The following is a 19125-nucleotide window of genomic DNA, read 5'->3' as shown; positions in this document are numbered from 1 at the left end:
AACGGGCGAGGAGTCGGGTATGATGCGTGCCTTTCCCAAGCATTGAGGCCTGATCGATGTCCCTGAGCGCTGAACAGACCGGCGAATTTCGCGCCTTCGCCGAGCAGTTGGCCGATGCCGCAGCCGTGGCGATCCAGCCGTACTTTCGTGCCAGCCTTGACGTCGAAGACAAGGGCGGGCGCCTGTACGACCCGGTGACCGTGGCCGACAAGGCCGCCGAAGATGCCATGCGTGAGCTGATCCAGGCGCGATACCCGGCACATGGCATCCTCGGCGAGGAGCATGGTGCAGCCGTTGGCAGCAGCCCACTGACCTGGGTGCTCGACCCGATCGACGGTACCCGCGCCTTCATCACCGGCCTGCCGCTGTGGGGCACGCTGATTGCGCTCAACGATGGCACCCGCCCGGTCATCGGGGTGATGAATCAGCCGTTCACCGGCGAGCGTTTCGTCGGTACCCCCGAAGGCGCATGGCGCAGCGGCACGCCCCTGAAAACTCGGGCCTGCGCCGACCTGTCGGCGGCCACGCTGATGTGCACCACGCCAGACATGTTCGACAACGCCGCGCGCAAGGCCGCCTTCGAGCACGTGGCCGGCCAGGCCAGGCTGATGCGTTATGGCGGCGACTGCTACGCCTACTGCATGCTCGCTTCGGGCTTTGTCGACGTGATCGTCGAGGCCAGCCTGCAACCCTACGACGTGCAGGCGCTGATGCCGATCATCGAAGGTGCCGGTGGGGTGATCACTGCCTGGGATGGCAGTACCGCACAGCACGGCGGCTGCGTGGTGGCCTGTGGCGACCCGGCGCTGCATGCGCAGGTGGTGGAGATGCTGCGCCACGCCATGTGACGGGCAGCGGCCATCGCACTTTTTTGCTTTTGCGGGCTCTATGCTTGGCCAGGCTAAGCCGAATCCCGGTGTAGCCATTGACCAGCCCCCGGTGCCGATGGCCGCAAAACGACTCGATATTCTCCCGCGCCGCCTGCTGTTGGCAGGCGCCCTGATCTGCCTGGGGGCCTGCACCCAGCAGCAGGGCCGCGACATGCTCACGCAGATCGGCAACGGCAAGCCCGACGAGCTGTTCCAGACCAGTGTCGACCGCATGGCCACGCTGTCCATGCGCGACAACCTGCAAAGCCTGTACCTGCTGATGGACAAGCTGTACCTGCGCAACCCCAGCCAGTGGAAGCAGTCTGGCTACCTCGACGCCACCACCGCCGCCCGGCAGATCCGCATCGCCATCGAGCAGCGCCAGCCCTTGGCGCAACTCGGTGAGCGGCGTGACCTGGCAGCGCTCAGCTATGCCCTGAGCCCGGAGTTCAGGGGCGATCGGGTCGGTGCCTTCATCTACGCCATCGGCAGCATGCTGGTCACCGCCCACGGCGGGCGCACCGAGTTCTACATGACCGACACCCTCGACCCGCGGTTCATCAACAACGCCGCGCGCAATATCGAGAAAGCCACCTGGATGCTCAGCCAGCGCCAGGACGCCAACGGCGTGCTGCTGCTGTTCTCCAACGAGATCTCCGAGCAGGGCAGCAACCTGAGCTTTGCCGTAGAGTTCGGCAAGGTGGTCGCGCGCCTCGACCTGCTGGCGCAGATGCTCGACGAGCGCTACCGGCGCATCGGGCTCAACTATGCGCAGAGCCTGCTGCTGTTGAACTTCCTGCCGGTGCAGTGAGTTGTGCGGTAATCGAACGCCGGGCCTGTGTCGGTGTCCGCTGTCCGCCCGCCGTTTGCCTTGGTCGCATTGCCCTCGATCCTGCTTTTTGCTTAGTGTGACGCTCAGCACCCGACCGTCGCCTGCCCCAGCACCCCGATGACGGTTGGTTAGAATGACCGTGAACGACCGCAGCCACATGCCCACAAGGCGGTAGGCCGCGGCGCCCATAACAATAATGATGGCGAGTGCCTTGCCCATGGAAAGCCGCCTGTTGAGCGAGCAAAGCTGCGTGTTCCACCGCGCCGACCCTTACGCGGTGTCCGACTACGTCAACCAGCATGTGGGCCAGCACCACATTGGCCTGTCCCGCACCACCCATCCCCAAGCCAGCTTGAGCCATCGCAAGTTCGCCGAACTGGACCTGTGCCGCATCAGCTATGGCGGCAGTGTGCGGGTTACCTCGCCGGCGCTGGAAACCATCTTCCACCTGCAGGTGCTGCTCAACGGCAATTGCCTGTGGCGCGGCCACCAGCGTGAGCACCACCTGGTGCCGGGCGAACTGCTGCTGATCAACCCGGACGACCCGGTCGATCTCACCTATTCCGATGACTGCGAGAAGTTCATTCTCAAGGTGCCGGTGCACCTGCTCGACTCGATCTGCGACGAACAGCGCTGGCAGCGCCCCAGCGGCGGCGTGCGCTTTGTACGCAACCACTACCGCCTGGAGGAACTGGACGGTTTCCTGAATCTGCTGGGGATGGTCTGCAACGAAGCCGAGGTCAGCGATTCGCTGCCCAGGGTGCAGGGCCACTACAGCCAGATCGTCGCCAGCAAGCTGCTGACGCTGATGAATACCAATGTGCGCAAGGACACCCTGGGTGGCACGCAGGCCAGCCTGGAGCGAATCCTTGAACATATCGAGGGCAACCTGAAACTTGAGTTGGCAGCTGAAACCCTGGCCGAGCAGGCCAACATGAGCCTGCGTTCGTTGTACGGCCTGTTCGACCGACAACTGGGCACCACGCCAAAGCAGTACATCCGCCAGCGCAAGCTGGAGCGGGTCAACGCCTGCCTGAGCGACCCACGCTGCACGGTACGCAGCGTGACCGAACTGGCACTGGATTACGGCTTCCTGCACCTGGGGCGGTTTGCCGAGAGTTACCGGCAGCGGTTTGGCGAGCTGCCGTCGGAGACCTTCAGGCGCCGGGCGTGATCCGAACAGGCAAAGGGCTGCATGGCAGCCCCTTGCGATCTTCAGTTCACGCCACGTCAACCAGGACGATTTCGCTGTCCTCCAGCGCCGTCACCGTCAGCACCGATTCCTCTTCGATGGCCACGCCATCGCGGGCCTTGGCCTGCAACCCGTTGACCTCGACCCGGCCCTTGGCCGGCACCAGGTAGCCGCGTCGGCCTTGGTCGAAGCGGTACTCGGCGCTTTCCCCGGCGCGCAGGGTGGCGGCCACCAGGCGGGCGTCGGTGCGGATCTGCAGGCTGTCGCCATCGCCTTCGCGGCCACTGGCCAGGGTCACGAAGCCTTCGCCACGTTCACCCTTGGGGAACGGGCGGATGCCCCAGGACGGCGCGTCACCGACTTTTTCCGGAATGATCCAGATCTGGAAGATCCGCGTATCGACCTTCTCCTGGTTGTATTCGCTGTGCACGATGCCGCTGCCGGCACTCATTACCTGCACGTCGCCCGCTTCGGTGCGGCCCTTGTTGCCCAGGCTGTCCTGGTGGGTGATCGCGCCTTCGCGGACATAGGTGATGATTTCCATGTCGCGGTGCGGGTGCGACGGGAAGCCGCTGCCGGCGGCGATCAGGTCGTCGTTCCAGACCCGCAGGTTGCCCCAGTGCATGCGCGCCGGGTCGTAGTACTCGGCGAACGAGAAGTGGTGGTGGGCGTCGAGCCAGCCGTGATTGGCGTGCCCAAGGCTTTCGAAGGGTCGCAGTTGCAGCATGATGGTGCTCCTCTGAATTCGCTGGAATGGAGCCATGATCTGCGTTTTAAATATCGAAAAAAAGCGTAAATATCGGCTTGTTATTATCAAGTAAGTAGATATTTATTTTGCGATACAACATGCGATTCATCGCCTAATCCACTGATACAAAAGCATTCGCTGGCGCTTTTGGGCGGATGAGGCGAACATGCCCGCTGTTTCGATTTTCAATGGAGTGACCGTGCCCCACGAGCAGCCCCAGGCCCCGGCCAACCTGACCCCGCCCGCCCAGTTGCCCTGGCTGCGCCGCCTGGCCGCGCGCCTGCTTGGCCGTGGCCTTAGCCGTCTGCAGGCGCAGCACCGCGATTCGTGGTTCCTTGGCCACGCCATCGGCCAGCGCAATGGCCATGCCGACGGTTTGCGTGACGGGTACGAGCGTGGGCGCTCTGACGGTTACGAAGCGGGGCGTCAGGTCCTGGTGATTCGTGATACCCGCCCGGACACCGCTGCGGTGCCTGGCCAGGACGACAAGCTGTTCGACGACTGGCGCCTGCCGCTGAGTGCCGAGCTGAAAAAGCGCTTCAAGGCCGACGTCGCCCAGCGCCTGCCGGCCGAGGCACAGCCCAGCGCCGCGCAGTGGAAGCTGATCCTCAGCGACACACCGTCGACCTGCGTGGTCGCCGGTGCCGGTGCCGGCAAGTCGACCTCGCTGGTGCTGCGCATCCTGTTGCTGCGCCACTACCTGGGCTTCGAGCTCGATGCCATGACCGTGGTGACCTTCACCCGCGAGTCGCGCAAGGACTTCATCCAGCGCCTGCTGCAGGTGTTCGCGTTGTGGCAGGTGCCGCTGTCGCCGGCACAGGGCCGTGAGCTGGTACGCACCTTCCATTCGCGCATCCTGCCGTTGGTACGCAGCCTGCCGGGGTTCGCTCAGGTGCGTGCCTTCGAAACCCTCGGCAACGAGATGCCTGCGGGCGCGGAGGCGAATGCCGACAGCAACCCCTTCGACCTGCGCCTGAATGACGCCCAGCGTCAGCAGTTGAACCTGGCCTACCGGGACCTGCTGGCACAGAGCCCGCGTTTCGCCGCCTTGATCGGCCAGTTGCGGCAGGAGGCGCTGCTGCTCAAGCCACTGGACCCGGATCACCCGGATGTGCAGAAACGTGTGCAGGTCACCCAGCTGGCCGCGCAGCGCGACGAAGAACTATGCGACGTGATCGAGGACCTGTGGTTCGCGGCCGGCGCCTGGCCGATCAAAGGCATCGAGCCGTGCCGCGACACGGTGCAGATCCGTGGCAGCCGTTTCCATGTGCACGGTCGCCTCGAGGGGCTGGATGCCTGGGTGGTATTGGGCTTTGACCCCAGCGAGAGCGCCCAGTACCAGCGCCCTGGAGCAAAGCTTGCGGTGCGCGCGGAATGGGCGGTCAAGCGCACCCTGTTCCAGGCGTTCAGCGACAAACCCGTGATCTGGTTGGACAACTACGCCTCGGCCAGGCGCCTGGCGGCCTCGCTGGCAGGGGATGCCGTGGCCGGCCCCGGCTTCGAATACAAGGTCAAGGGTGAACTGGCCCCGGCGCCGCTGCTCGACGCCTTCGTCACCGCGGCCAGTTTCATCGAGAACCTGGGCCTCGACGTGAGCGCCGCAGTGGCCGCCATGAGCTTCCCGCCGGGTGACAGCGATGGGCCGTTTTTCGAGGCACTGGCCCTGTACTGGAAGGCGTTTGAAGCCCACCTGATGGCCCAGTCACCGCCGGTGATGACCTACAACCGCATGTTCGCCCTGTTCGGCGAGAACAACCCGGAAAACCTGCAGCTGTTGCCCGACCCATTGTTGCGGCCGCTGGCACACCTGATGATCGACGAGTTCCAGGATGTCTCACCGCAGATCGTCAGTTGGCTGCGCGCCTGCCTTGCGGAAATCCGCCGACGTGGGCCGGCCATGAACCCTGGTCGGGTGGCGCAGCATTCGTCGCTGATGTGCGTGGGTGACGACTGGCAGTCGATCTACGGCTGGCGCGGCAGTTCGCCCAAGTACTTCATGGAGTTCACCAAGGTGTTCCCGTCACCCGCCAACACCCGGGTGATGCTGGTGGAAAACTACCGCAGCCAGCAGTCCATCATCGACGCCGCCGAGCATCTGGTGAAGGGGACGCCGACCATCAGCGGCAAGAAAGCCAAGGCCAGCGGGCAGGCGGCCGCGCTGCCATTGGCGCCCGTACGGGTGTTCGAGCGTGACGAGGCCGCGCTGGCGCAGACCTTGATCGAGCATTATGAACAGGGTGAAACAGTGATGATGTTGTTTCGAAAAAGTAGCGATAAGTTATTGATTGAGCAGCATTTATTGCCTGTACTTAAAGCTGATTCTAGTTTGCCTGCCGGGCAGCGCCGGCTCAAGCAGCTGACCTACCACAGCGCCAAAGGCCTGCAGGCCGACGCAGTGTTCATGCTCGGCGACTGCCAGTACCTGACCAGTTCGCCATACAAGAACCAGGTGTACCGGCTCGCCGGGTTGGGCAAGCCGGGCGACGCTCAGGCGTTCGATACGGCGCAGCAGGAAGAAGTACAGCGCCTGGCCTACGTTGCCGTCACGCGGGCAATCAGCCATTGCTACTGGCATGTGGAAAAGCCCAACGGCGAGGCTGTGAATCAGCCTCGCGCGTCGAGCCAGGTGCAGGGGCGGCAGGCCTTCTTCGAGGACCTGCGCGGTCAGTGAGGGTCAGTTGCCTTTGTCCAGCGGTATGGTCAGCTCCAGGTACAGGTCGTCCTCGTTGTTCTCCAAGCCCAGGGCCATGCGCTGCATGCCCGTTACATACTGGCCTTCGTTGATCTCCAGGCGCCTGGGTTGCCCTTGTGCATCGAGCGGGTTCTGGCCCAGGGCGCTGGTCAAAGCCTCGACCACTGGTTGCTCCAGAGTGCCTTGCGGGTCGCTGTTGCCCAAGCACGAATCGAGGTACTCCAGACCTACGTCCCAGCGCTCTCGCAACCCATCGAAACGAGCCTGATACTCTGCGCGCAGCAGCCTGCGCCAGCTGGAGTGGCGCGACACCGCATGACGGCGGGCTTGCAGGTCGGCGTCGCGCTCGCGGACGGTCTCTTCCACCCTGATGGACAAGGGGCCATCGATTTTCGCTATGTCGCGGTACAGCATTTTCGGCTGCAGCTCAGGGAAGTCGAGTTCTTTTGCCAGTTCGGTGCGCAAGGCCAGGCGGATCTCGATCAGGTCCAGGCCAAGTCCGCGCTCATCCAGCAACAAGGCATCGGTGATGGTGTCGGAGTCATACAGTGCTGGCAGCGTCGGTGCCTTGCCGCGCTCGTCAGCTGGCAGTGCTTCCCAGCCGCGTCGCTCAAGCAGGCCGGTGCGCCTGTTCACCCGCGCGTTGCAGATGTCCATGGCCAGTTCGTTGACCTGGTCCCGTCGGTAGAGGCTACGGAAGAAGTCGAACAGTTTCGGGGTCGCATTCGGCTGGCCATCGGCCTGGTCGTAGGCCATGACTTCGATCTGCAATGTGCCGAAGGCATCGGCACCGGCATCGCCACAGGTCACCGGAAAGGCCCCGGCCACCTCGTTCAGGCGCTCGCGCAATTGCGTATCTTCGGCGGCACGCGCCAGCAGTTGCCAGATCTGTTCGGAAAGCGCCAAGGTGTCTTCCTGCGCAGCACGGGACATGCCGACCTGTTCGATGGCCAGGCGCAAGTCGGCGTGTTCGTCATCGCCGAACAGGTTGTCCCAGCTTTCCTGCTGCTGCGCGCTGGCGCTTTCCCGCCAATTTACCTGTTGCGCGGCGGTCTCCTCCAAATCTGTCTCTGCCGCAACGCCAGCCCTGGTCAAGCGCCCTCGCAACTGAGTGTTCAGCGGGTTGTAGTTGAGCAGCAACTGTCGACCATCCAGGTGGAAACGCAGGTTGTGCATGAAGTGCGTGCGCAGCAGCGCATCTGGGTCGGGGACTGTCGCGATTCGGTTGTTGCCTAGATTTACCTGGCGCAACACGCCTATTTCGTTCTCCATCAAGTTGTTCAGCCCGGTCGGCCAGGCGTCCAGCTCGCAGTGCTCCAGGTTCAGGGTCTGCAAGTTGCTCATGCTCGACAGGTCAGGGCTGACCCGCAGTGGATTGCCACCCAGATTCAACTCGCGTAGCCGCCGTATGTCAGCGAAGAGGGAGGCCTTTGTGGCATCCAGGGTGATGTCGTTGCGGTACAGGTCCAGCTTGGAGAGCTTCGGCAGCCTGCCCAGAGCCTGCAGATCCGCGACGCTCAGGGTCAGCGCGTTGCGCCTTAGCGAAAGCGTTTCGAGCTCGGTGAGCGTTGGCAACACCTGGTGCGCGGGGTCTGACAGTTCCAGCAGCAGGCAGCCTTCAACATGCAGTTCGCGAAGCTTCGGTGCATGTTGCAGGGCCTCGAATAGCGACGAGGCGTGCAGGTTTTGACTGCTGCGGATATGCAGCCGCTCGAGGGTGGGGAACGACTGCAGGAAGTCTGCGGGGATATTGATGATGTCGACGTTGTCCAGGCTGAACGTGGTGATGTGGTCAAAGCGAGCGGACACGGATGGCAGCTCGATAACAGCGGCGTCCAGGTTGGCCAGCTCGAGCGTATCGGCCCCGAGGCGATGCCAGCAACGGATCAGTTCGCTGGCTATTTGCTGAGCATTTCGCTGCCCGATGTCAGGCGTCTGCTCCACCCACTGCGCCAGTTCCGAGCGCAGTGTGCTGATTTCCTGAGTCATGGCTTTTATCTGGCTGGGGACGTCCCCTCGTTTGCGCAGGGTGGCCAGCAGCTCGGCCATTTGCCTATCGTCCAGCGCCGGAAAAAGCCCTTTGAGTTCGCTTTTCAGCTTGGAGTCGGAGGCCCAGGGGCTCAGCGGGTAACCCAGGCGTCCGTCGCTCAGGCGCATGGGCGGGCGGAAATTCGGTCGGATGGCCTGCTGGCCGATCAATCGCGACATGCCGGGGCGGTCGGCCAGCGCAGCCTTGAGCACCTGCTCGGCGGTCCACTCGGGATGCTGGGTCAGCAGGCTTTTGCGGATTAGCCTGCCATCGGCATTCTCCAGGGTTGGCCGATGGAGGCCCAACAGCGCACGGTCCATGCGTACGCGCGCCTGCAGGCCGCGTGCCTGTTCTGCGACTCGTAGCGGCACTCGTTCGGCGAGCAAGCGGGCGCGTTCGGTGCTGCGGGCTGCGCCGACGATTTGCTCGAGGGTGTTCTGTGGCAACGTTGGGAATTGCTTGCCCACTACCTGGGCGGCCGGGCTCAGTGGTGAGCGCTGGCCAAGGTAGAGGCTGTCGAACAGGTGTTGACGCTGGGCAAGGAGGTGATCGGCCAACAGGTCCTGTAGCGCCTGCTGGCGTTGCGCGGCTTGCGTGCCTTCGGGCAGCAGCCTGGCAATGCTGGCCTCGTCGAGGTGGTCGAGGACAATGCGCGCCAGGTCGCCCCTGTCCAGATCGTTGCGGGTCAACGGAATTTCCCGGTCGCCCCAGCGGTCACGCCCATATCGGGTGGCGTTGCCCCAGGGTTCGGGGCCATCGAATACTTTGATCAGAACGTCTTCGGGCCAGCCGGGCAGGCTGCTGAGGGCGGATGCGGCAAAGCTCTTGTAGGCGGCCAGTGGTCGACCGTCCCGAGTGCGGGCGATGATGTCGTCGGCCTCAATATCCTTGCTCAGGCGCAGCAGGGCATCTTCAAGGCGTGTCGGCAGCGGCTCGCCGTCGGCGAGCACGGACTCCAGTGCTCCACGGCCAAGGCCTGTGCTGTCGAGCACGGCGAGCAGGTCGGCGTCGCTCAACAGGTCGGTGGAGGGCCCCAGGCGACGCAGCAATTTCGGCGTTGGCCAGTCCGTGACGCGTTCGTGCGCCAGGCGCCAGGCACCCTTGCCATTGCCGTGCAGGGCTGGCCGGTAGGCGGTCGGGTCTTGCGGGTGGAGCAATTCCCAATGCCCATTCGTGTTCTTTTGCACTTCGAAGGTTTCACCGTCGAGACGGATGAAGTCCTGATCGCCGAGCTTGTACAGGCCTTGATCGTTCGGCTTCAGTTCGGCGGGTATCGCCACCTGGGTACGGTATGCGGTCAGTTGCGGGTGCCACAACTGTTCCTTGCCCTCGATAGTGATCCTTTCCAGCCAGTCGACGAAGCCTGAGGCCTTGACCAACTTGGCGGCGGTTCCGATCACCACGACGCTGGCCGCTGTGAGGGCCAATGATTCGACCTGTGCCACTGCCTCGGCGTAGTCACCCTCTTGCCAGGCCTCGAAGGCATGAAAGATGTTACCCATCAGCTGTACGGCAAACACACCCAGCATGACGACATCGAGCCCCGGCACGAACAGGGCGGCGACATTGAGCACGTTCAGGCCAAGTTCTTCCCACGAAGCCAGGCGCGCCTGGCGGGCCTTGGCGTCGGCCTCGGCGGTGGGTACCGCGATAGCCCGGGCATTGTCCTTGAGAGCGAGAACATGAGCGTCGTACAGATTGTCCCAGTACGGGGCGGTGATTTGCCGCTCGCGGATACTCAAGTCTGGTGGGTTCACGGGGCGAATGCCGGTAGGCAAGCGTCCCGGCGGCGGCGAAACCACGACGGCAGTGTTGAGCAACGCCTTGTCGAGCTCAAGGCTCATTTTGGGGCGATCGCCTTGCCGGATGTGTTCCAGAAACCGCTGGCGATAATCAGTGTTGCGCAGACGATCGATCAAGTAGCTGGTCATTTCTTCCAGGCTGGTGAATTCCTGGAGCGGGCAATCATCGTCAAAGGGCAGATAGGCGATCACGTCCTGATCGGTCGTGGTGGCCGGCCCGAGCAGCATTGCATCATTTACCTGCATCCCGAGCACCCTGAGGCTACGCACGGTGATGGGATGTCTGCCATAGCGGGGCGTCGCCCCTTCGGTACAGAAGTAGCGCAGCGCCTCGTAGCCCAGCTGCGTGACGCGGTTGCGGATGACCGCGATCACTGCTTGTACGGTCAGTTCGGCGCGGTGTGCGCTGACCCATGCTGCTCGCACCTGCTCCTCGCGCGTGCCTTTGAACACGCTGTCCAGATGCGTCTGGTAGCGCTTGCCCAGGTCTAGCTTGCGGCAGCGCGTGACGAAGCTGGTGACGCTCAGACCGAGTACGCTGGCAGGGTCGCGGGGGCTGACTTGCAAGGTACTGAACGGGCCGACTTCGGTCATTCCTTCGAAATTGTGCATGGCTGCTTCGAGCAGGCTGCGCGGAATCGGCGTGCCGACTGGCTCGGCGGTCCATTGCGGTTGGTAGGCGCCACCTGGCAGGCCCAGCTCCTCCAATCCCGGCACGTTCTCCAGGTCGCCTGTGGGAACCAGTTCGAACGGCTGGTAGCAATACTGCGCGACGGTCACCGGCACACTGCTGGGCAGCGCCGTCTTGAGCAGGGGCTCGCAGAACTGCGGCAATGTCTGCAGTTCGCTCAGCGCTTGTGCCAGGCGCTGACGATTGGTGGTACGCCGGCGGATGGCCTCGCGCAGTTGCAATTGGTGTTTCGCTGATGCCGTGCATGAACCATGCGCTGGGTTGCCCGTTTTCCTGGATGTGCTCGTTGTGAGCGTGGCGCATCAGGCGGTTGATGTGCGTTGGGTGCAGTTGACGGGTCCAGTCCGGTATGCCGTTCAGGATTTGTTGCTGGTGGTAAGGGGTGGCAGGGGTTTCCATGTTCATTCCTGAGGTTTCTTGGGGGCTCCATCCAACACCGCATGGCTGCAAGTCAGGCGGTACATAGTGCACAGGGTCGATATGTCGTTGCCGGGCAGGTGCAGTCGTTGACTCGCACGTCACGGTCGTCAGCAGGCCAATCCTGTGCTTCGGTGTGCGCGAAGGTGGGTGTGGGGCACCCTGCGGTGCCGGAGGATCTGGCCCTGGGCCCTGCCATGGAGTGAAGTGATGGCTGTATCGACGACTGCAAAAGACCATTTGCTCGACCTCAACGGCATCGAGATCGCCGTGCGCACCTGGGGCCCGGAAGGCGGCATCCCAGTGCTGGCGCTACATGGCTGGCTGGACAACGCCGCCTCGTTCGAGCGCCTGGCGCCCTTGCTGGAGGGGTGTTTCGTCGTGGCGCCCGATCTGGTCGGCCACGGCCGCAGCGACCACCGCCGCGACGACAGTGGCTATTACCTCTGGGAGCACGCCGAGGACATGCTGGCGGTGGTCGAGCGGCTTGGCTGGTCGCGCTTTCACGTCCTTGCCCACGGCATGGGCACCGGTGTCGCCTCGATTCTCGCGGCGTTGACCAGCGCCATTGCCAGCCTGCAGTTCCTCGATGGCATGGGCGTTCCGTTCACCGTGGCCGAGGGCGACCGGGTCGAGCACATGGCCCGCGCTTTTCGCCTCAAGCGCATGCTGCTGCGCAGCCGCCAGCAGGGCTTCACCGAACCCGAGGCGCTGTGTTTCGACAACCTTGAGCAAGCCCTTGGCCAGTGCCGCAAACGCTTCGCCTGCGACCTGCCGGCCGATGCCGCGCGGCTGATGGCGCTGCGCGACCTGTTGCAGGTGGGCGACGGCTATTGCTGGCGCCACGACCCGCGCCTGGACCTGCCCGAGCCCATGCCGCTGACCGAGCGCGAGGCCTGCGAGCTGCTGCAGCAGATCCGTTGCCCGTTGTATCTGCTGCTGGGGCAGCAGGGCGCTTTCGCCGGTGATGGCTTTGACCGGCGCCAGGCGGCGCTGCCTGGGCAGACGCGGGTGACCTGGCACCCAGGGGGGCACCACTTCCATCTGCAGGCGCAGGGCCAGGCGCTGGCGCAGCAGATCCTGGGTACCCTGGCGCGGCACGAAAAAGGCGGATTGCTGCGCATGGTCAACGAATGAGCGCTGGCCCTGCTAAGGTGCACAGACGCCCGTTCATGGAGTGCCGCCATGTTGCCTTCGCGCATCCTGCATATCGATCACATCGTGCTGCGTGTCAGCGACCTGCCGCGCAGCCTGGTCTTCTATCGTGACGTGCTCGGCTGCCCGGTCAGCCGTGTGCGCGAGTCGCTGGGGATGATCCACCTGGCCGCCGGCAGCAGCATGATCGACCTGGTGGCGGTCGATGGCCCGCTGGGGCTCAAGGGCGGCCCGGCCCCTGGCCGCCAAGGGCACAATCTGGACCACCTGTGCCTGCGGGTCGAACCCTTCGATGAACAGGCGCTCATTGATTACCTGCACGGGGCAGGGGTGCGCGTGGAACCGGCCGAAAAGCGTTATGGCGCTGAAGGCGAGGGGTTGTCGCTGTACTGCTTCGACCCCGACGGCAACCGGGTCGAGCTCAAGGGCCCGTGCGTGAGCGCGTCGGCCTGAATGGCCCGGCGTTCAGCCGATTTCACCCTCGCGCCACGCCGTTACCTGGCTTAGCATGCTCAGCTTCGCTGAACAGCCTGGCACCTGGACAATGACCGACATCACTCACACGCAACATTCGATCGACACGCCGGCGGGCACGCTCCATGCCGAAAGCTGGTTGCCTGTGAATGCGCAGGGCGTACCTATTGTGCTGCTGCATGACTCGCTGGGCTGCGTGGCGCTCTGGCGCGATTTCCCCGCGCAGTTGGCGCAGGCCACCGGGCACCGGGTGATCGCCTATGACCGCCTGGGCTTCGGGCGTTCCGCCGCGCATCCGGGGCAGTTGCGCCGGGGCTTCGTCGAGGCCGAGGCGCACGAGGGTTTTGCTGTGCTGCGCAGGCAACTGGCCATCGATGACTTCATCGTCTTTGGCCACAGCGTCGGCGGTGGCATGGCGGTCGGCTGCGCGGCAGCCTTCGCCGAGCATTGCCGGGGGCTGGTGACCGAATCGGCCCAGGCCTTCGTTGAAGCCCGTACCCTCGAAGGTATCCGCGCCGCCGATCGCCAGTTCGCCGAGCCAGGGCAGCTCGAACGCCTGGCGCGTTACCACGGCGACAAGGCCGAATGGGTGCTGCGTGCCTGGGTCGACAACTGGTTGTCGGCCGATTTCGCCGACTGGCACCTCGACGGCCTGCTCGCGCAGCTGCGTTGCCCGCTGCTCAGCCTGCACGGCGACAACGACGAGTTCGGCAGCCTGGCCCACCCCGAACGCTTTACACGCCTGGCAGGCGGCCCGAGCCGAATGCGGGTGCTGGCCGATTGCGGGCATGTGCCCCACCGTGAGCAGGCCGACCAGGTGCTCGAAGAAGTGCTGCGTTTTCTCGGCTGAACCTCGCCGCCCAGGCGTCGCGCCTATCCGCCTGTGTGGCCCGCTCAGCTGCGCGCCACGCAGGCGAATGGATATCCCGGCAAAGCCGATTATGCTTCTGATTACCTTGCCGCGATCTGGGGCAACGCCCCGTCGTGCTTCGCCGCAACCTGTAAGCCCTATGGCCTGGGTGCGCGCCTTGCAACTTGTTGAGCAACCTGGCCTACCTGATCTTCACGGAGGCGACCCATGGCGGTCCTCGACAGCGCATCCACGGGCAGTAGCGCGCCCCAACGTGGCATCACCCGGGAGGAGCGCAAGGTTATCTTCGCCTCTTCGCTGGGCACCGTGTTCGAATGGTACGACTTCTACCTCTATGGCTCGCTGGCGGCGATCATTGCCAAGCACTTCTTTGCCGGGGTAAACGAAACCACTGCGTTCATCTTCGCCCTGCTGGCGTTCGCTGCCGGCTTTGCCGTGCGGCCGTTCGGCGCGATCGTGTTCGGCCGCCTGGGTGACATGATCGGGCGCAAGCACACGTTCCTCATCACCATCGTGATCATGGGGCTGTCCACCGCGATCGTCGGTTTGCTGCCCAACTACGCCACCATCGGCGTGGCGGCGCCGGTCATTTTGATCACCCTGCGCCTGCTGCAGGGGCTGGCGCTGGGCGGTGAGTACGGTGGCGCGGCCACCTACGTGGCGGAACATGCACCGAAAGGACGGCGCGGCTTCTTCACCGCGTGGATCCAGACCACCGCTACCCTCGGGCTGTTCCTGTCGTTGCTGGTGATCCTCAGCTGCCGCACCCTGATGGGCAGCGAGGTGTTCGAGGACTGGGGCTGGCGGGTGCCGTTCCTGTTGTCGATCCTGCTGCTGGCGATCTCGGTGTATATCCGCCTGCAGCTCAACGAGTCACCGGTGTTCCTCAAGATCAAGGCCGAGGGCAAGGCGAGCAAGGCGCCGCTGACCGAGTCGTTCGCCCGTTGGGACAACCTCAAGGTGGTGATCATGTCGCTGCTCGGCGGCACCGCCGGGCAGGCGGTGGTGTGGTACACCGGGCAGTTCTACGCGCTGTTCTTCCTGTTGCAGATGCTCAAGATCGACCCGCAGACCGCCAACCTGCTGATTGCCGGGTCGCTTTTGATCGGCACGCCGTTCTTCATTCTGTTCGGCAGCCTGTCCGATCGCATCGGCCGCAAGCCGATCATCATGGTGGGCTGCATCCTGGCCGCATTGACTTACTTCCCGATCTTCAAGGGCCTTACCGAGTACGGCAACCCGGACGTGTTCGTCGCCCAGGAGCAGAACCCGGTGGTGGTGGTCGCCGACCCTGCGCAGTGTTCGTTCCAGTTCGACCCGGTGGGCAAGGCCCGTTTCACCAGCTCGTGCGACATCGCCAAGAGCCTGTTGGCCAAGCGCGCCATCCCCTACGAAAACCAGGCCGCCGAGCCCGGCAGCGTGGCCCAGGTGCGCATTGGCGAGCGGGTGTTGCCCAGCTTCGATGGGCGCAGCCTGGCGGCGGCGGACTTCAAGGCGCAGAACGACGCCTTCACCGGCACCCTGGGCACGGCGTTGAAAGAGGCCGGTTACCCGGAAAAAGCCGACCCTGCGAAGATCCACTACCCGATGGTGTTGCTGCTACTGACCATCCTGGTGATCTACGTGACCATGGTCTACGGGCCGATCGCCGCCTGGCTGGTGGAGCTGTTCCCGGCGCACATCCGCTACACCTCGATGTCGCTGCCGTACCACATCGGCAATGGCTGGTTCGGCGGTTTCCTGCCGACCGTGGCCTTCGCCATGGTGGCGGCCACCGGGGATATCTACTACGGGCTCTGGTACCCGATCGTGATCGCGGTGATGACGGCGGTGCTGGGCACCTTCTTCCTGCCGGAAACCAAGGACCGGGATATCACCAACACGTGATGGGCCAATATCATCGCGGGGCAAGCCCGCTCCCACGTTGTGGACTCCCCCCAAGTCCGGATGAAACGTGGGAGCGGGCTTGCCCCGCGATGGCGTCCACTTAGTCGAAGTACCCGCGCAGGCTGTAGCGATAGCCGGTATCGACCTCGGCGTTGCCGGCGTGGCTGTAAGTCTTCTTCAAGACGAACTCGAACGCCGGCTCGTACAGCCCATCGCGCACCAGCGCCCCCGCCAGCACCTCCACCTCATACAAGCCGTTGGCCAGCTCGATGATCGGCCGCCCTGGCTCCTGGTAGCGGGCCAGCAGGTCGCCGAGGGTCTTGTTGGTGAAATGCTGCAGCACGCGCCAGGTGAACAGCATCAGTGCGCGGTTCTCCACCCGCAGCACATGGCCGCGACGGCGGTGTTTGAGGCGGCTGCCTGGTTCGAGCAGGGCCGGGGTGCCCTGGTCGAGGGTGAACAGGATGCGGTAAGGCAGGTTGTCGATACCGGCCAAAGGCAGGATCACGCCCTCGTGCACCGCCAGGTCGCCACTGTCTCCGCTGGTGAAGGCGCGCGCCAGGTCATCGGGCAGATCGTGTTCGTGCTTGAAGTGCTCCAGCAGTTGAATGTCGCCGAGCAGGAAATAATCGACCAGGTCGTTGAGGACCTCGCTGAATTCATAGCGCATGGTTATTCCTTGTTGTGGCTGCGCTGAGCGGGATCGAGCAATGTAGCGGAGCGAGCAAGGGCGACGCCACCGCGGCGTTGCCCGATAGCGTCGGGGTCAGTGACGTTGCGCGATCTGGATGAGGTTGCCGCAGGTATCGTCGAATACCGCCACGGTGACTGGCCCCACATCCGTGGGGGGCTGGGTGAACTGCACGCCGGCCTTGCACAGCCGGGTGTATTCGCCCTGGATATCGCGCACGCTGAACGAGGTGGCCGGGATTCCATCCTGCTTCAGCGCAGTCTTGTAGGCCTTGGCTGCCGGATGGGCATCGGGTTCGAGCAGCAGCTCGACGCCGTTGGGATCGTTGGGGGAGGTGAGGGTGAGCCAGCGATGCTTGCCCATGGGAACATCATGTTTGGGCTCGAAGCCGAGCACGTAGTGGTAGAACGCCAAGGCCTTGGCCTGGTCGTCGACGAGAATGCTGGTGACCACGATCTTCATAGGCGCACACCGTTGTGGGTGGGTGTTACAGCAAGTAAAGACGGTCGCTGGGCTTTGACCAGCGTGGGCCGTAAAGTCCTCACCCCGCCTTGCGCAAGGTCAGGTTGATACGCCGCTCCCCCAGCCGTGGATGCACGCCGGGCTTGACCGGCAGCACGCCGTGAAAGCGCAGGCGGTCCTCACCGCCCCAGACCAGCACATCACCATGCTTCAGCGCGATTCGCTGCGTGCGGTCGGCGCGTTGCAGCCCGCCGAACAGGAACACCGCGGGCAACCCCAGTGAAATCGACACGATCGGCTGGCCGAAGTCGCGCTCGTCACGGTCCTGGTGCAGGCTCAGCCGGGTGCCGGGCAGGTAGTGGTTGATCAGGCAGGCGTCCGGCACGAAGCCTTCGAACCCGGCCAGCGCGGCAGCGCGCCCGGCCAGTGCCAGCAATACCGCTGGCAGGGCCGGCCAGGGCTGGCCGCTTAAGGGGTCGAGTGGGCTGTAGCGGTAGCCGCGTTCATCGCTGACCCAGCCCAGCGCCCCGCAGTTGCTCAGCGCCACCGCCATGCGCTGGCCGCCGGGGGTGTGCATGTGCCGCCAGGGTGCGGCGCGCAGCACCGGGCGCAAGGCATCGAGCAGGGCTTCGATCTCGCCCAGGGCGAAGCCGGGCAGCAGCACGGTATGGCTGGCCAGGCGTTGTGGCTGGGGGCCGAACAGGTCGAGGTCGGACTGGATCATCAGGTGGCGGCCGAGCAGGCAAGACAGGCGGCCAGTGTAGCGCTGTTGCTCGGTGAGAAGAAAAAAGGAACCGCGGCGCCAGGGAGAGCGGACACCGCGATTCAAAGGGGGGAGCGGGTCAGTGCTGGGTAACGGTGGCCATGTTGGTGTTGCCGAACTGGGTGATGCTGGCGGTCTGGCTGGCACCGCTCTGGTCGACGAAGGCCTGGTTGCCGTTGCCGCCCTGGGTCACGTAGGCGACGTTGACGCCGTCGGTCTGCTTGATGGTGGCCTGGTTGCCGCTGCCGTACAGCTGGTAGGTGTAGCTCTGGTTGCCGCTGCCGGACTGGTCGATGTTGACGATGCCGCCGTTGCCGGCGGAAATGCCTTCGGCGTAGTTGGCGGTACCGCGCTGGTCGGCAATCAGCAGGTTGTCGCTGCCGTTCTGCTCGAAATACAGCTCGTTGTTGGTATCGGCCTGTTTGGTTTCCATGGTGTTGCGGTTGCCGTTCTGGCTCAGCTTGGCGTACTGGCCGGTGTCGTTCTGGTTGAGGTTGACGCTGTTCTGATTGCCCACCTGGCTGATCTCGGCGCGCTGGTCGCTGCCGAACTGCCCACCGGACTTCTCGCCCTTCCAGTTGCTGGCCAGGATCTTGTTGCCGTTGCCCTGGGTGGTGATGGTCAGGCTGTGGTTGTCACCGGTCTGGTAGGTGAAGTGCAGGTTGTTGTTGCCGGTCTGCGAGATGCTGGTCACCGACTGGTTGGTCTCGAACTGGTCCGACCAGCTGGCGTTGGCGCGGCCGTTCTGGCTCAGGGTGGCACTGTTGCCCTCGCCGAAACTCTGGTCGATGTAGCCTTCGTTGAGCTGGCCGGTCTGGTAGACGCTGGCCTGGCTGGCGGTCTGGTTGTCCTGCCACACCTCCACGGAATGGCCGGTGCCGTACTGGTCGATGCCGATGGTGCCGCCGAAGCCGTTGCGCTGGTCACCGTAGGCCCAGTTTTCCCGGCCTTGCTGGTAGATGGCGATGTCGCCGTCCTGGTGGGTGAGGTGCTCGGCGGCGGCCTGGTTGTCGCTGCCGCTCTGGTTGATCAGGCTGCGGTTGTTGCTGCCGCCGAACAGTTGCTCGATGGTGGCGTCGTTGCGCTGCCCCGATTGCTGGGTGGTGGCCTGGCTGCCAAGTTGAGTGTCCTGCCAGATCACCGAGCGGTTGCCGGTGCCTTCCTGCATCTGCAGGGCCTGGTTGTTCTCGCCCACCGACTGGCTGGCGAAGGCGTCGTTGAGGGTACCGCCGGACAGCTGGGTGATCTGGCTGCCGTTTTCGAACAGCTGCTCGGCGTAGCCGGCGTTGAGCGAGCCGGTGGCGATCTGCTGGATATCGCTGGTGCTGTTGTCCTGCACGGCCATGTGGTTGTGGTCGCGGCCGGTCTGGCTCTGGCTGGCCGAGGCGTACGAGGCCTGGGTCTGTTTCACTTCGGCGATGTTCCTGTTGCCTTGTTGGTTCTGGGTCGAAGTGCTGTCGTCGGCCATGGCCTGGCCGGCCAGCGCCAGGACAATGGCGGCGCTCAGGGGGGCGAGCTTGTACATGGTGAAGCCTCCTGCTGTGTCGATG

14 protein-coding genes are annotated in these 19125 nt (G+C 64.3%); 8 read left to right on the top strand and 6 right to left on the bottom strand.

What is annotated here, in order from left to right:
• The first annotated feature begins 56 nt into the window (after positions 1–56).
• The 3 genes from hisN to ACO6VM_RS05465 all read left to right on the top strand — a co-directional run bounded on the left by hisN (position 57) and on the right by ACO6VM_RS05465 (position 2875).
• Entirely contained in the window at positions 57–848 is a 792-nt protein-coding gene (gene hisN, locus ACO6VM_RS05475; protein ID WP_422402884.1) for a histidinol-phosphatase, read from the top strand.
• Positions 849–945: 97 nt separating this feature from the next.
• Positions 946–1680 carry a hypothetical protein gene (locus ACO6VM_RS05470; RefSeq protein ID WP_422402883.1) on the top strand — a complete coding sequence of 245 codons (735 nt, stop codon included), beginning with the start codon at positions 946–948 and terminating at the stop codon, positions 1678–1680.
• A 238-nt stretch (positions 1681–1918) separates the two neighbouring features.
• On the top strand, positions 1919–2875 hold the full coding sequence (locus tag ACO6VM_RS05465; protein ID WP_422402882.1) for an AraC family transcriptional regulator: 957 nt from the start codon (positions 1919–1921) through the stop codon (positions 2873–2875).
• Positions 2876–2921: 46 nt separating this feature from the next.
• On the opposite strand, the gene ACO6VM_RS05460 is transcribed toward ACO6VM_RS05465, so the two are convergent.
• Positions 2922–3620 (bottom strand): pirin family protein, encoded by a 699-nt coding sequence (locus ACO6VM_RS05460; protein ID WP_422402881.1) that lies wholly within the window; start codon positions 3618–3620, stop codon positions 2922–2924.
• Between the two features lie 187 nt (positions 3621–3807).
• On the opposite strand from ACO6VM_RS05460, the gene ACO6VM_RS05455 reads away from it, so the two are divergent.
• Positions 3808–6312: a UvrD-helicase domain-containing protein gene (locus ACO6VM_RS05455; RefSeq protein ID WP_401057395.1), complete on the top strand. Its 2505-nt coding sequence runs from the start codon at positions 3808–3810 to the stop codon at positions 6310–6312.
• Positions 6313–6315: 3 nt separating this feature from the next.
• Here ACO6VM_RS05455 and ACO6VM_RS05450 read toward each other — a convergent pair whose 3' ends face one another.
• Positions 6316–11076, bottom strand: a complete 4761-nt coding sequence (locus tag ACO6VM_RS05450; protein WP_422402880.1) for a dermonecrotic toxin domain-containing protein — start codon at positions 11074–11076, stop codon at positions 6316–6318.
• A gap of 406 nt (positions 11077–11482) precedes the next feature.
• Between ACO6VM_RS05450 and ACO6VM_RS05445 the strand changes: the two genes are divergently transcribed.
• The 4 genes from ACO6VM_RS05445 to ACO6VM_RS05430 all read left to right on the top strand — a co-directional run bounded on the left by ACO6VM_RS05445 (position 11483) and on the right by ACO6VM_RS05430 (position 15659).
• Positions 11483–12409: an alpha/beta fold hydrolase gene (locus ACO6VM_RS05445; RefSeq protein WP_401057393.1), complete on the top strand. Its 927-nt coding sequence runs from the start codon at positions 11483–11485 to the stop codon at positions 12407–12409.
• Between the two features lie 48 nt (positions 12410–12457).
• Positions 12458–12880 (top strand): VOC family protein, encoded by a 423-nt coding sequence (locus ACO6VM_RS05440; RefSeq protein WP_401057392.1) that lies wholly within the window; start codon positions 12458–12460, stop codon positions 12878–12880.
• A gap of 91 nt (positions 12881–12971) precedes the next feature.
• Positions 12972–13751: an alpha/beta fold hydrolase gene (locus ACO6VM_RS05435; RefSeq protein ID WP_401057391.1), complete on the top strand. Its 780-nt coding sequence runs from the start codon at positions 12972–12974 to the stop codon at positions 13749–13751.
• Positions 13752–13979: 228 nt separating this feature from the next.
• Complete coding sequence (locus ACO6VM_RS05430; protein WP_401057390.1) at positions 13980–15659, top strand: MFS transporter; 1680 nt, start codon at positions 13980–13982, stop codon at positions 15657–15659.
• Positions 15660–15759: 100 nt separating this feature from the next.
• Here the strand turns inward: ACO6VM_RS05430 and ACO6VM_RS05425 are convergent, their stop codons facing one another.
• From ACO6VM_RS05425 to ACO6VM_RS05410, 4 genes are all read right to left on the bottom strand, one after another.
• Positions 15760–16329: a hypothetical protein gene (locus ACO6VM_RS05425; RefSeq protein ID WP_401057389.1), complete on the bottom strand. Its 570-nt coding sequence runs from the start codon at positions 16327–16329 to the stop codon at positions 15760–15762.
• Positions 16330–16425: 96 nt separating this feature from the next.
• Positions 16426–16812, bottom strand: coding sequence for a VOC family protein (locus ACO6VM_RS05420; protein ID WP_401057388.1), 387 nt, complete (start codon positions 16810–16812; stop codon positions 16426–16428).
• Between the two features lie 79 nt (positions 16813–16891).
• Entirely contained in the window at positions 16892–17536 is a 645-nt protein-coding gene (gene alkB, locus ACO6VM_RS05415) for a DNA oxidative demethylase AlkB (protein ID WP_401057387.1), read from the bottom strand.
• 118 nt (positions 17537–17654) lie between these two features.
• The gene (locus ACO6VM_RS05410) at positions 17655–19100 is read right to left on the bottom strand and encodes a curlin (RefSeq protein ID WP_401057386.1); all 1446 of its coding nucleotides are present in this window, start codon (positions 19098–19100) and stop codon (positions 17655–17657) included.
• Between the last annotated feature and the right edge of the window lie 25 nt (positions 19101–19125).

The organism is Pseudomonas sp. GZD-209 (assembly GCF_049310485.1).
In the GTDB taxonomy this organism is placed as follows: Bacteria; Pseudomonadota; Gammaproteobacteria; order Pseudomonadales; family Pseudomonadaceae; genus Aquipseudomonas; species Aquipseudomonas sichuanensis.
Note: the sequence above shows the minus strand (reverse complement) of the source record. Positions and strands in the feature narration are given on the sequence as shown.